The sequence below is a fragment of the Spirosoma sp. 48-14 genome (genome assembly GCF_001898575.1).
In the GTDB taxonomy this organism is placed as follows: domain Bacteria; phylum Bacteroidota; class Bacteroidia; order Cytophagales; family Spirosomataceae; genus Spirosoma.
This window is the reverse complement of the sequence record NZ_MKUD01000003.1, coordinates 134,289-147,951: the sequence shown is the minus strand read 5'-3', so window position 1 is coordinate 147,951 and position 13,663 is coordinate 134,289. Positions and strand designations below refer to the sequence as shown.

At 49.6% G+C, this 13,663-nt stretch carries 13 protein-coding genes; 6 read left to right on the top strand and 7 right to left on the bottom strand.

The window, feature by feature from the left end:
- Positions 1-9 precede the first annotated feature (9 nt).
- Complete coding sequence (gene ggt, locus BGO59_RS05120) at positions 10-1,752, bottom strand: gamma-glutamyltransferase (protein ID WP_293681551.1); 1,743 nt, start codon at positions 1,750-1,752, stop codon at positions 10-12.
- 42 nt (positions 1,753-1,794) lie between these two features.
- A complete protein-coding gene (locus tag BGO59_RS05115) occupies positions 1,795-3,111 on the bottom strand; it encodes a gluconate:H+ symporter (protein WP_293681548.1) in 1,317 nt (438 codons plus the stop codon).
- Positions 3,112-3,385: 274 nt separating this feature from the next.
- On the opposite strand from BGO59_RS05115, the gene BGO59_RS05110 reads away from it, so the two are divergent.
- Positions 3,386-3,754 (top strand): hypothetical protein, encoded by a 369-nt coding sequence (locus BGO59_RS05110; protein WP_293681545.1) that lies wholly within the window; start codon positions 3,386-3,388, stop codon positions 3,752-3,754.
- Between the two features lie 161 nt (positions 3,755-3,915).
- Here BGO59_RS05110 and BGO59_RS05105 read toward each other — a convergent pair whose 3' ends face one another.
- Positions 3,916-5,064: a cellulase family glycosylhydrolase gene (locus tag BGO59_RS05105; protein ID WP_293681542.1), complete on the bottom strand. Its 1,149-nt coding sequence runs from the start codon at positions 5,062-5,064 to the stop codon at positions 3,916-3,918.
- A 200-nt stretch (positions 5,065-5,264) separates the two neighbouring features.
- Between BGO59_RS05105 and BGO59_RS05100 the strand changes: the two genes are divergently transcribed.
- Positions 5,265-6,128 (top strand): TIM barrel protein, encoded by an 864-nt coding sequence (locus BGO59_RS05100; RefSeq protein WP_293681539.1) that lies wholly within the window; start codon positions 5,265-5,267, stop codon positions 6,126-6,128.
- A gap of 157 nt (positions 6,129-6,285) precedes the next feature.
- Here the strand turns inward: BGO59_RS05100 and BGO59_RS05095 are convergent, their stop codons facing one another.
- From BGO59_RS05095 to BGO59_RS05085, 3 genes are read right to left on the bottom strand one after another with little or no spacing between them, the layout of a single operon-like run.
- A complete protein-coding gene (locus tag BGO59_RS05095; protein ID WP_293681536.1) occupies positions 6,286-7,029 on the bottom strand; it encodes a M15 family metallopeptidase in 744 nt (247 codons plus the stop codon).
- 26 nt (positions 7,030-7,055) lie between these two features.
- Positions 7,056-8,111 (bottom strand): class A beta-lactamase, encoded by a 1,056-nt coding sequence (bla, locus tag BGO59_RS05090; RefSeq protein ID WP_293681533.1) that lies wholly within the window; start codon positions 8,109-8,111, stop codon positions 7,056-7,058.
- A 41-nt stretch (positions 8,112-8,152) separates the two neighbouring features.
- Entirely contained in the window at positions 8,153-9,334 is a 1,182-nt protein-coding gene (locus tag BGO59_RS05085) for a cystathionine gamma-synthase family protein (RefSeq protein WP_293681531.1), read from the bottom strand.
- Positions 9,335-9,559: 225 nt separating this feature from the next.
- Here BGO59_RS05085 and BGO59_RS05080 point away from each other — a divergent pair, with 225 nt between their 5' ends.
- The 4 genes from BGO59_RS05080 to BGO59_RS05065 all read left to right on the top strand — a co-directional run bounded on the left by BGO59_RS05080 (position 9,560) and on the right by BGO59_RS05065 (position 12,336).
- Positions 9,560-10,480, top strand: a complete 921-nt coding sequence (locus tag BGO59_RS05080; RefSeq protein ID WP_293681529.1) for a serine hydrolase — start codon at positions 9,560-9,562, stop codon at positions 10,478-10,480.
- A 142-nt stretch (positions 10,481-10,622) separates the two neighbouring features.
- Positions 10,623-11,516, top strand: coding sequence for a helix-turn-helix domain-containing protein (locus tag BGO59_RS05075; RefSeq protein WP_293681527.1), 894 nt, complete (start codon positions 10,623-10,625; stop codon positions 11,514-11,516).
- A 51-nt stretch (positions 11,517-11,567) separates the two neighbouring features.
- Positions 11,568-11,987, top strand: a complete 420-nt coding sequence (locus BGO59_RS05070) for an ester cyclase (RefSeq protein WP_293681525.1) — start codon at positions 11,568-11,570, stop codon at positions 11,985-11,987.
- Positions 11,988-11,991: 4 nt separating this feature from the next.
- Positions 11,992-12,336 carry a YciI family protein gene (locus tag BGO59_RS05065; RefSeq protein WP_293681523.1) on the top strand — a complete coding sequence of 115 codons (345 nt, stop codon included), beginning with the start codon at positions 11,992-11,994 and terminating at the stop codon, positions 12,334-12,336.
- A 94-nt stretch (positions 12,337-12,430) separates the two neighbouring features.
- On the opposite strand, the gene BGO59_RS05060 is transcribed toward BGO59_RS05065, so the two are convergent.
- Positions 12,431-13,657 (bottom strand): DUF5009 domain-containing protein, encoded by a 1,227-nt coding sequence (locus BGO59_RS05060; protein ID WP_293681521.1) that lies wholly within the window; start codon positions 13,655-13,657, stop codon positions 12,431-12,433.
- Positions 13,658-13,663 lie beyond the last annotated feature (6 nt).

The window sequence follows — 13,663 nt, the reverse complement described above, 5'->3', positions numbered from 1 at the left end:
GGTATTCAATTAATACCCTGCCGCCTGCCCATCTTTCCGCATCTCGGAGGCTCCCCAATAGATTCGATGAACAGCATCCCATTGAATAGCCTGATAGCCACCGAAGAAATCGGTTGGTGCCAGGTGGTGCCCCCGTTTTTCCAGTTCATCCCGAACATCCTTACCAATACCACTCTCCAGCGCCAGCCGGCCACCATCCGTCATAAGAGTGCCAATCGGTTCGCTACTGCCCGAATGGCTAAATCGGGCAGCGTCGCCCGCTTCCTGTACATTCATGCCAAAGTCGATGATGTTGCACAATACCTGTAAATGGCCTTGTGGCTGCATAGATCCTCCCATAACCCCGAAGCTGAGAAATGGCTCTCCATTTTTCAGCACGAAACCGGGTATAATAGTATTGAATGGTCGCTTGCCAGGTGCGTAGACGTTGGCATGGCCGGATTGCAGGTTGAAACTGGTGCCCCGGTTATGCAGAACGAAGCCAAGCTTATCGGGTACCAGCCCACTACCAAACTCCAGCATATTGCTTTGAATGAGCGACACGATATTCCCCTGCTCATCAGCGACCGTCAGGTAAACGGTGTCGCCGGTACGAAGGGCTGGGTCGCCAGCGTCCAGATGTTCGGATGCTTTTTTTAGGTCGATCAATTTCCGGCGTTGGGCCGCGTATTCTTTGGTGAGTAGCCATTTCGTTGAGGCCCTGGCAAAATCGGGATCGGCATAGTACCTGGCTCGATCTTCAAAGGCTAACTTTTTGGCTTCGACGAGTAGATGGAGGTAATCGGCACTGTTATGGCCAAGTTTTTTCAGGTCATACCCTTCCAGAATATTCAGCATTTCCAGTACCGAAATTCCCTGGCCATTGGGCGGTAATTCATACACATCATAGCCCCGGTAATTCACCGAAACAGGATCGACCCACGTACTTTGATGAGCCGCTAAATCGGCTTTTCGTATATATATACCAGCCCGTTGCGCGTAGCGATCAATGGCATCGGCAATGCTACCCTTATAAAAAGCATCCCGGCCACCCGCAGCAATTTTTTCGTATGTAGTAGCCAGATCGGGGTTTCGAAACAATTGCCCTTCAACCGGCGCTTTGCCGTTGATCAGGAAAGTTTTGCGGAAGTTGCTGAATTCCTGAACGATAGCTTCACTAGCCGCCAGTCGGTTAGCGGCTACCTGCCAGGAGTAAGCAATAACCTGTGGAACGGGAGCCCCCTCGCGGGCGTAGCGGATGCTGGGAGCTAGAAGAGTGCGCATGGGTAACTTACCAAACCGATGATGTAACTGAAACCACCCATCCACCGCGCCCGGTACCGAAACCGATAAAGGGCCATAAAGCGGAAGCTGTTTTTTGTCGCCCAGTAGTTTCTGCAACGCTTCGTAGGTAAGCCCTTTTGGCGACCGACCACTGGCATTCAGGCCGTACAATTTTTTATCCTTCGCCGACCAGACAATGGCAAACAGATCGCCACCGATGCCACCGTTATTGGGCTCGACAACACCCAGTGCCGCATTCGCAGCAATGGCAGCATCAATAGCCGTACCCCCTTGTTTCAGTATATCCAGCCCGATCTGGGTAGCCAGTGGATGACTGGTGGCTACCATACCATGTTGGCCTAATACCGGGCTGCGTGTAGCAAAATTAGGCCCGGTAATCCGATCCCCTTTGCCCATCTGCTGGCCATGCAGAGGGAGATCAAGTAGCCAAATGGTTGATAGACAGAAATAAAGGCAAAGCCGATTCATAGAGCTAAACGGTTTACGTTTAAACGCAGGAGTACGCTTCACTTACTGTAGTAGCCAATGCAAGGTCATTACACCGGCCAGCCCGGATACGGAAACCAGTGTTTCCATGATCGACCAGGTTTTGAGCGTATCGACCATCGAGAGTTGAAAATACTCCCGAAACAGCCAGAAACCCGTATCGTTGACGTGGGAGAACATCATGCTCCCGGCACCGATACTCAAGACCATCAAATTCGGCTCGACACCCGAGGTCGCCAGGAGTGGGGTTACAAACCCAGCAGTGGTAATACCCGATACGGTCGACGAGCCAACACAAACCCGAATAAGCGCAGCCATACCCCAGGCCAGTACATACGGGTGAAGCGTTGAGTGTTGCATCAGATCGGCAATCGACTGATTTACACCGCCATCTGTCAATACTTGCTTAAGCGCACCTGCGCCACCAAAAATCAGAAACAGCATAGCCACATCCTTAATGGCATCGCCGAACAGGGCGGTTACTTCGGGCATTGTTTTTCCCCGCCACAGGCCTAAGGTGAATGACGCCAGAACGACCGCCAGAAACATACTTACGATGGGTTCGCCCGTAAAGAGTAGCGTTTGTTGCTGCCAGGAGTTAGTTGGCAGAAAAGGACTAATCAACGTGCTGATACCAATGAGCAGGATCGGAAACAGAACCGTTAGGAAGCTTACAGCGGTCGAAGGTGTCTGATGAGTTTCCAGGTTAGGAGCAATAAATGCTGGGTTGGGAAGGTTGGTGTACCGCTTTAGTGTGGAGCCGAATAAAGCACCTGACACCAGAATAGCCGGAATCGATACAAGGATACCGTAGAAAAGCGTCAGACCCATGTTGGCGTTGAACTGCTTTAGTATGGCCAGTGGGGCCGGATGGGGTGGTAAATAGCCCTGCGTAACGGACAGGGAAGCCAGCATCGGCAGGCCAATGTACAGAGCCGGTAGTTTATAGCGATAGGCTACGGTGATGACCAGCGGAGCCAGCAACATAAACCCCACCGAATAGAACAACGGTAAGCCAACAATAAAACCCGTGACCATAAACGCCCAGCGAGCATGTCGGGTGCCTACCAGCCCCATCATACTACTGGCTATTCGCTCGGCGGCTCCACTTTGAGCCACCAGTTTTCCCAGCATAGCACCCAGGGCAATAATGGCCGTAATCGAAGCCAATGTGCCACCGATCCCTTTCTGAATGGCCTCGACAATAGCTAAAGGTTTGAGGCCTAAAGCCAGTCCAACACCTACTGATACGGCTAAAAATGCCAGAAAGGTGTGTAAACGAACCCATGAAATGAGTGCTATCAGCGTCAGGATGCCAAGCAAGGTAATGGTTAGGGGCATGAGGGAAGTTGGGAAGTCGTTCCGGGTTTGTGTTGGAAAGACGCTGATTAGTAGATTTTAACCTTGTATAAGTAAGAGAAACGATAGAATACATTCTCTTTCGGCAGGTTTAGTTTCATGCCGCAAGCCGTATTATTGGGGCGCAAGAAATGGTAAACTTTAGATAATAGGGATTAAAATTTACAACTAAAAAAATAGTTTTATGTAAAATTTGTTATTTGTTATAATAAAATTCTCATTATTGCTATATGCAAAACCACAGATATTTATAGTTATGAGTAACTCGAATCAACTTCAATATTTCGTATCGCAGTCGTATCGACAGGTTCAGCTTTCGGTTGAGAAAGGAACAACGCCGTATCCGTACAGTGATTTTAATACGCAGTTTAACCAATTACTGGAAGCTTCGGGCGACGAAGCCTACGCCCGTAACCTGACCATTCAACTGGTGGAAGAAGCCGCGCAGTATCGCCAGAATACCGATTATCTGCGCCAGGAAATGACTTTTGAAGCCCAGGCATCTACTTTGGTAGACCGTACTACGGCTGTGGCGCTTGATCAGCATCACGACGCTGCATTGGTAGAACGCCGTATGCATCGGCATGCTCAACGTACCAATCAGCTAGTGGCTGAGTTGGCTTGATGAGTTTTATTTGCAAGTACGCCCCCGTTGGGGTCGCATATTTATAGGGGAATCAAGCTTACTATAGACATGCGACCCCGACGAGGTCGTACCAAGTCTGACAGAAAAATAAGATCAAGGTAACGCCGTTGACCCAATCTGACAGGATTGAAAACCACGTATTAAACCTTTCGAATCAAATCCAATAGTTTGCGGTCCAGCTTATGGCCGTACCAGTCTTCGTAGGCTACGTCCGTTCGGCCGGAGTCCAGAATGCCGAAAGAGCCCACAAACTCCCAGAGCGCGAACCCGATTCCATGGCTGGATAGAATGTCGAGCACATCACTGAACCAGGCTAGAAAGACGCCATGTGGCGTTTTGTTCCAGCAACCGCACTCGCCACAGTGGACACCCACGCCTTTGTTGACCAGTTCAATCCAGGGCTGATAAAACGTTTCGAGCATGGCCCGGCTGAGGTATTTGTCGCCTACCTGCCCCGGCCATTTGGGTTCAGGCAGATGGTCTGGGTCTTTATTGGCCCAGGGTGCTTTGTAGTGCGAAATAATCCCCGGATTATACCCCCGGCAACTTTGTGCAATATCCAGGTCGACCAATTCGGGAATGACCGAGCTGCCGGTATTGTTCCCATCGGCAATGATCAAGTGCTTCGGATTTTCCTTTCGAATGGCGTTGGAAGCGGCCATAGCCACTTTTCTGTATACATCACCAGGAACCGTACTATGGGGCGAATGCTGATCATTCATATCGGCCCGCATACTGGGTTCGTTGAGCAGATCGAAGCTAATTTTTTTTGATGATACGGATTTGTACCGCTTTGCCCACATGTTCCAGTGGAAGCAAAACGCATCCAGCGCAGCCTGGTCTTTCCAGAGATTATAGGGTTCATGGAAGCCCGCATTCACACAATAGCCCGGTGCCCGGTGTAGGTTCAGGCTTACATGCAGGTTATACTTGTGGGCCATTGATACTAACTGATCAATTCGATCAACGGCTTGTGGGTCAATGTGATACACTTCGTCGGGCGTGATGTTGCGGCTCCGGTCGAATTTCAGATACGACGGGTAGGCAATAGGTATCCGAACGAAGTCGAAGCCCCAGTCCTGCATCCATTTGAAATAGTCCTCTTTTGTGGCGGGTCGACTGTTGGCCGGGTCGGGTGAGAAGAAATCCAGCAGGTTAAACCCCTTCCATTTAGGCAGTTTGTTTTTGGCTTGAAGAGTTGTTTGCGGAGTTGCCAGTAGGTCCGGGCCTGCCGTGCTCAGCGCTGTTGCCAGCAGGCTTGTATTCCGAATAAATGTCCGTCGTTCCATACGTGGAAGAGGGTAGCAAATTCTTAATCTACTCGCAGAACCCTGCTGTGTTGTCATGTTTTCTGTAGTACCCGCTCCAACTGAAGGCTTGCAGGGAAAATTACGTATAGTTATTCGATTGGCTAGTCAAGTAAAAACGAGGGCATTGACGCCTTATAAGGCAAATCTTGCATGTTGACGATAAACAGAAACCGATAACTATGAAAAAAGACCTTTTCGCGTTGGGCCTGGCTACCCTTTCACTCCTGGGTGTATCCGATAGTTTTGCTCAGAAAGGAAAGCCGTTGTACACGTTTCCGATTGGGGTTGAGTCGTATACCTACCGGGCCAGCTTCCCCAAAAATGTTATTGCCACCCTGGATACCATCAAGGCGTTAGGCATTACGGATATGGAAGGAGGTGCCCCAAAAGGATATACCGAAGCCGAATTCAAGAAGCTATGCGACGAACGTGGTATTAAAATTTCGGCTACGGGTGGGGGATACGAACAACTGGCCAAAGACCCTACTGACGCGATCAATAAAGCAAAAGCACTGGGCGCTTCGTACATCATGTGCGCCTGGATTCCTCATGAAAGAGGCCAGTTTAACCTCGATAATGCCAAAAAAGCCGTGGAGGATTTTAACCGCATCGGCAAAGCCATGAAGGACCAGGGTATTACCTTTTGCTACCATAATCATGGCTACGAGTTCCACCCCTACGAAGATGGTACGTTGTTCGACTATATTGTGAAAAATACCAATCCCGAATACGTTTCATTCGAGATGGATATTTTGTGGGCGCAGCATGGTGGAGCCGACCCGGTTGCCCTACTGAAAAAATATGGTAGTCGCTTTAAGCTAATGCACCTGAAAGACCTCAAAAAAGGAATAAAAGGTGATCTGACGGGCGGTACTCCCCCCGAAAACGATGTAGTGCTCGGTCAGGGACAGGTGAATATTCCTGAAATTTTACGGCTGGCGAAAAAAGCAGGCGTCAAGCACTACTACATTGAAGATGAGAGTAATAAAGAGTACGAGCAAATGCCTAAGAGCATTGCCTATCTGAAGAGCTTGAAGGAGTAAGTCTTTTGCAAGCCATAAATACAGATCGCTTTTATAGTTTGCCATTTTGATCAAAGGGAGGAATCTCAACGTTGCCAATCAGGCAAGCTGGAGATTCTTCCCTTTGATCAAAATGGCAAAATGCTTTATAGTGTTGATATAGTGGAGGTTTGCTACGTTACTTTTTGCCTCTCTTCAATTTTCTATTGGCTTTCCGAATAGCATCGAACCAGAGGTCGTAGGTGAAGCAGCTTTCCCACCCCCGGAAATCGTAATGCCACCACTCCCACGGAAATATAGCGAAGCCAACCTGCTCCATCGCCGAACGTAGCAGGGCGCGGTGTGCCAGCGATGCACTATCCGAATCCATATAACTATGATAGGCACGTGGGGTCGATTCGTCATAACCTGACGGCATGGATAATCGTTTGCCCGTTTTCAGTTCATACAGCGACAGGTCGATGGCCATCCCCCGGTTATGTTTGGAGCCTTTTCGTGGATCGGCCACAAACGTGGTGTCACCATGTTCTTCATAAAAAAGCATGGTGATCGCGTAAGGTCGGTATCCGTCGAACAACACCAGTCCATAGCCCTGTTTTTTCAGATTTTCAGCCACCTGCTTTAGGGCTAATGCTGCCGGTTTACGCATGAACACATCAGCGGTTGGGTACAGCTTTCGTTTGAGAAAATTGGTGGTATCGGCATAGGTAACGTCGTACTGGGCATCCGGTAGAATCTGGCGCATATCGACCAGTTCATTGTCGGGGTCAGCCGCTACAATTTTTTCATAAATCCCCACATCGCTAACCACCGGCAAGCCGTACTTACTTTTGGGTAAATCAAATTTCAGTGGCTGAGCCAGAAGCGATACGCTTATTGACAAACAAAATAGGAGCGTGCTCAGGCAGATTGATTTCGTCATGTAGTTGCTGGTGAGTGGATTAGCTGTCAACGGCCAGCATTAGAGACCGTTGTGGGCTGATACAGAAAGTAATCATAAATAGCACGGGCCGACTGAGCAATAACCTGTTCTCGCTCGGCTAGCGGCATGGGCGAATCACCAACGAAAACCGCAATGGCTATATGGCCTGCCTCATCGGGTAATGTGATGATGCCTACATCGTCGGTAGCTAGGTTGTTCAGTGAGCCCGTTTTATGAGCAATAACTGTGTTGGGAGGCAGATAGCCTTTGAGTCGTGCGACCCCTCCCCGGCAACGTTCCATGACCCCCAGTAACAGGGCACGACTGTCGGGTTTGAGAGCCGTGCCCCGGTAAATTTGCGCCAGTAAATTGACCATCGCTTCGGGGGTTGAGGTATCGCGTGGGTCGGTTGCCAGTTTGCGGGAAGCCTGCTGCCTTATATCAGGTGTAATAGCACTGTCTAATCGGGCGTAAAAACCAAGCGTCCACTGATTCGCAGGTGGTAAGGTAATGCCATCGAGATCGGCCAGTAGTTGAATAATGGTTCGGTCCACCGACATACCCTGAATGCCCAATGCGTTGACCCGTTTCTGAACGGCCTCGGTTCCGCCAACCAGCCGGAGTAGAATATCCGTGGCCGAATTGTCGCTAATGACCATCATCAGTTCGAGCAGGTTTTGAACCGATAGCTGAACACCCGGTTTGGCAAACAGGACATCCAGCGTCCCACTTCCCGGATGCAGATCGGACGGTTGTAGGTCGACCATCGTCATTAGCGACAGCTTACCTTGCTCAATGAGGGTAAACAGTTGTACCGCTATGGCTACTTTTACCGTGCTGGCCATCGGAAACCGTTCCTGTATGTTCAGGCTGACCTGCTTTCCCGACTCAAGGTGAAGGGCACAGATACCGACTTTCCCCTTCGCCAGGGTTGAAATACGTTGGAGTTCGCGTTCCAGCCGTTGGGTGGGAATATCCGACGATTTTTTGATTGACTGGCCTGTTTGCGCAGTTACCGAAAGGCTCCCGAATAGCCATGCACAGAATAGAAGTAAAGACCGTTTCTGGAAAATTGATCGCATTGATTGGCTTGTTTATGAGGTGAGGTTCGCTTATCGACAGGTTAAACCAAAGCCAGTGCTCGTTCCAGATCAGTTATCAGATCACTGACATTCTCGATGCCGACAGAATACCGAATCAGACTTTCGGGAATGCCCAACAGGCTCCGTTGTTCTTCGGTTAGTTCAACGTGGCTGGTGGTTCGGGGTGGGCCAGCTAGTGTGCTGACAGAACCCAGGCTAGCGGCCAGATGAACAAACTGTAGGCGGGGAAGAAACTGCTTAACCTGCTCATAGCCTCCAGTCAGCGAGAAGCTCAGGATACCCCCAAAGCCTGACATCTGTGCTTTGGCAATGGCATGGCCGGGATGGCTCTCAAGGCCGGGATAAAATACCTCACTGACTTTGGGATGGGCTTTTAAATACTGAGCTACGGTAAGTGCCGATGCATTTTGTCGTTCGATACGTAGTTCCAGCGTTTTCATGCCCCGCGCAATCAGGTAGGCAGGGTCGGCCTGTAAGCTGGCCCCGTTGATTTCCCGGAATTGAAAGACTTTCTGGATGAGGTCTTTGCGTCCGCACAGTACACCACCCATCGCATCGGAGTGACCGCATAGAAATTTAGTCGCGCTGTGCAACACTAAATCGGCGCCCAGCGCCAGCGGATTTTGGTTGATGGGTGTCGCAAATGTGTTATCGACCACCGTAACTGCCCCTACTTTTTTAGCCGCAGCCGCTAAACGACGCAGATCGACAATTTTGAGCGTCGGATTCGTTGGGGTTTCCAGGTAGAGCAGGTCGCAGCCTTTCGCCAGTTCGGTTTCGATTGCATCGAAGTCGGTAGTGTCGCAGAGAGTAACGTTTACCAGATAGCGGGGTAGAAAATCAAGGAAAAGACGACTGGCTCCGCCGTAGGTGTCTTTGAGGGAAACCACCCGTTTGCCGGGTTCCAGTAACGCAAACAGGGTATTGCTGATGGCTCCCATACCCGTAGCGAAGGACGTTGCCGCTTCGGCCCCTTCCAGAATTCGGATTTTCTCTTCGAGTACGTGAACGGTTGGGTTGGTATTGCGGCTGTAGATGTATCCATCAGCATTGCCCGTTGCTACCCGATGCCATTCATCCAGGTCATTATAGCCGAAGGTGACACTTTTAATAATAGGAGGGGTTACGGCTCCCTGGGTAAACAAATCGGTTTCGCCCGCCCATACTGATGCCGTACTTTTCTTGTACTCCGAAAAATCCATACTTATCAGGTTGTAATTGATTGATGTCTAATTGGTAATGATACGTAAAAAAGGAATTAGCGCTAATCACATAGAACACAGATTTTTATGATCTCTATGATTTTTAAGAGTAGCCGTCATTACAACCGACGTGTTGCCAGGAATCGTACTGATTTGGATACTATTCGGGCAGAATCAACCGAATTGATTAACTTTTGCGTCTTCTTCACGACAACCTGTATGACAATGCGATTTTTAGACAAAACCAGCAGGCTGATTTTCCTGACTGGCTTTTTACTCGCTGGCGGAACATACGTCTCTGCTCAGTCCCGACCGTCCCTTCCTGAATTACGGCAGCAAATAGAGCAGGAGTTGGCCCGACATCCGGGTGTGTTTGCGGTTGCTTTTAAGGACCTGACAACAGGCCAGGAACTGCTCATTCGGGAGAAAGAACTGTTTCATGCCGCCAGTACCATGAAAACGCCCGTCATGATCGAGGTTTACAAGCAACAGGCCCAGCACAAGCTATCGCTTTCGGACTCGATTCTGGTCAAAAATGAATTCAAAAGTATTGTCGATGGAAGCCCGTTCAGTTTGCCCATTAGCGTAGATGATGATACGGTTACGTACAAACAGTTGGGTACGAAACGGACGTTGGCTTCGCTGGTGTACGACATGATCACGGTAAGCAGTAACCTGGCAACTAATCTGATCATTGAAAAGATTGATGCCCGGAAGGTAACCCAGACCATGCGCGAACTGGGTGCTAACGATATTCAGATTTGGCGGGGTGTAGAGGATTCGAAAGCGTTTGCGAAGGGCATGAACAATGCCACAACAGCCTACGACCTGATGGTCATCTACAATAAACTGGCGCAGGGGAAAGTGGTCAGCCCCGAAGCATCGAAGGCAATGATCGGCGTCCTGCTGGAGCAGAAGTTCAACGAATCCATTCCTGCTAAACTGCCTAAAGAGGTAAAAGTGGCCCATAAAACCGGCTCGATTACAGGTGTTCGGCATGATTCGGGTATCGTATACCTGCCCGATGGCCGGAAGTACGTGCTGGTTATTCTATCGAAGCAGATTAAGGATGATATAGAAACGCAGAATGCAATGGCAACCATCTCGGAATGGCTATACCACTATGTAGCGCAGGGAGGCAAATAAAATGAGAGGATTTATAACGTTTGTAAATCGCGTAGATGAGGCAGGTGGCTGACCGGAAGAACTTGCCCCGCCATTATCGACTTGATGTAAGAGTGCCATCTGGTAACCGTTCTGAACACAATACACCTTAACTACTTACACCATGATTGCTCCGGAAAAAGACAGGGCCATTCCAATTTATTCGCTTCAGCAAAGCAGTAGTCTGGGGAGTACGATATTCGAAGTGGTCGAATCGAACGGGGAATTCCGGCGGCATCGATCCAACTTTCTGATTCCGCATCGGAAAGACTATTATTTCCTGTGCTTCGTGCGTAATGGAAGCAGTCGCCACTGGGTCGATTTTTCGCCTTACACCTTACGGCCGAATACTTTCTATTTTTCGTTGCCGCAGCAGGTACAGGTGAAGGAAAAAACCGAACCGCTGGAAGGAATTATGCTGTCGTTTACGGAAGAGTATCTCCAACTGGACGAAAACCGATCGTTACGGCAATTGCCCATTATTCAAAACCCCGACAATGCCCACGAACTGACGTTAAAACCTGAGCATGTACAGTTTCTGGAAGACCTGCTACCGAAAATTCTGGCTGAGTTTAACACCGACCAAAACTGGCGAAGCAAAATGCTGCAATCCTACGTCAGCATTTTGTTGATTTATGTAAGTCGCCTATATACCGAACAGGTTCAGGCAATGGGGAGCTTGGCCGATCGGGGCTTGCTGAAACAGTTTCGGGCGTATATTGAAGAAAATTATGCTACACTCCATCAGGTGGCCGATTATGCGGAACTGCTCCATCTGTCACCGGGGCACCTGAACGACCGCATCAAGCAGCAGAGCGGTAAAACGCCCATTGAACACATTCACGAGCGGCTGGTGCTGGAAGCCAAACGATTGCTGTTGCATACTGACCTATCGGCCAAAGAGATTGCCTGGCAACTGGGTTTTGACGATGCGGCTTACTTCCATCGGTTCTTCAAGCGATTGACGGGCGATACACCGACCGCGTTCCGGACTGACATCCGCGAAATGTACACGTGAAACCGACAAACGGTCAATGATAGCCGTTCGATAGAGCTGTAGCTTTGCGGTATGAACGCAGAGACAGAATTCAATAAACAGATCGTTACCCGTTTCAACAAGGAGGCTATTGAGCAGGGGCGACTCGAAGCCTTTGACGAATTAATTGCCTCCGATTTTATTAACCATACGGCCCCTGCCGGTATGCCCAAAGGTCGGGAGGGCATGGTACAGTTTATCCTCGACGTAATACGCCCTGCTTTCCCCGATCTGCGCGTTACGATTTATGATCAGATTGCCGAAGGTGATAAGGTGGTGACCCGCAAAGCCTTTCACGCTACCCATTCCGGTCTGTTTATGGGGATTCCTGCTACCGGAAAATCTATTGTCTTTCCTATAATCGACATCGTACGATTGCGCGACGGTCAATACATTGAGCACTGGGGTATTCGTGATACATATGCCGTTCTAAAGCAACTTAATCAGGAGTGAGACTATGAAAACATACCTCGTTTTGGTCCGCGAACCCGACGGTCGAATGAGTATTCCACCCGCCGAGGACATTCAACTGCATCAGCTTGCCATGAAATCCTGGATAGAAGGGCTTATTACCAACGGGCATTGGCTGAGCGGTCAGGCGTTAACACTGTCGGGGCGGGTGGTTCGCCCAACGGCTGATGACCCACAGGTAACAGATGGTCCTTACCGGGTCGATGAGCTGGAAATTGTCGGTGGTTATATGTTGCTACAGGCAGCCAGCCTTGACGACGTTACGGCACTCATGAAAACCTGCCCTGTGCTGGATACCGACGGTTTCGTCGAGATTCGGGAAACAATGTAATGAGTAAGATTCGAATAGAACCGCGAGGACGCGAAGACGCAAGGTAGTTAGATACGTTTTGAGACCTGGCGTCCTGGCGGTTCATATAACTTCTTTACAATTTAAGCTTGATCGATAACCTGCCCATAACAGCCGTAATACCGATAATCAGCAAGGCAAACAGTAAGGATTTAACTAAACCAATTAGTCCGGTTGTCAGTACAGCCGGTAGCGAGAGGCCAGATAGTGCCGCCACGCTGTAATACACATACGGAATCAGATAGCAGGTTAACGTACTGGTTCCGGCGGGTTTGATAAAGTCGAACCAGTGGGCTTTCTGGCGCAGGTCGACCAGCCAGTAAACACCAGCGTAGACGATGTACGCAATGCCGCAGCAAAGGAAAATCCAGGTGGGTGTGGCCTGAATCTTGGAGATAATAAAGGCATTTCGGAGCAGAAAACCAGCGACGAGCAAGACGATACCCAGGGCAATAAACACCAGAGGTACTTGTTTTTCCTGACCAGATTGTTGCCAGCGCGTTAGCAAATGCGTAGCCAGAATACCCGCAAACGCAAATACATTGAAGGCACCATTGTCGGGAATCCAGGTGCGTGGGCCACTGGGCCAAAGTGCATGCAACCAGCCTGCATGACCAGCTATGTTCAGTAGTGTAAAAAACAGCCCACAGATGACCAGTAGAACAGGCTTTTTGTGGAGGAACAGATAGAGTGTAGCACAGGTGAGGTACGTCCAGCCGATTAGCCCTAAAATGCCCCACCATTGGGGTGTCATACCCGTCACGTGCGTAGCGTCGCCCCCTTTGAACTTGGCGGCCAGGTAGATCAGAATGCCAATTCCCAATGCTTGCAAGCCCATAAACAATGTGTTTGCCGTACCCGCTCGTTTAGGATATTGATTCCAGATCAGAAAGAAGCCAATGACCATCAGAATCTGAAACCAGGCCGACCGCATACCCGTAGCCTGTTCATTCAGATCGGGCAAATTGACAATGAATACGCCCATGACAAGCAGAGCGATCGACCGGAGTACGATGTGTTGGAGGAGCTGTATAGACGAATCCCCTTTGGCAAGTCGGTGTTGGATCGCGAACGGAATCGACATCCCAACAATGACCAGAAAGCAGGGGAAAACGGTATCGGCAAACCCCAGAAAGTCCTGATCCCGGTGCGCATGCTCAAGCCAGACCGGAATGCCCGATAAAGTCCCTAAGTCATTGACAAAAATCATGGTCAGCATGGTCAAAGCCCTGAATACATCAATCGAAAATACACGTTTTACCGCCTGACTAGTGCGGTTCGGTGAGGATTGAACGGATACCATTATTAT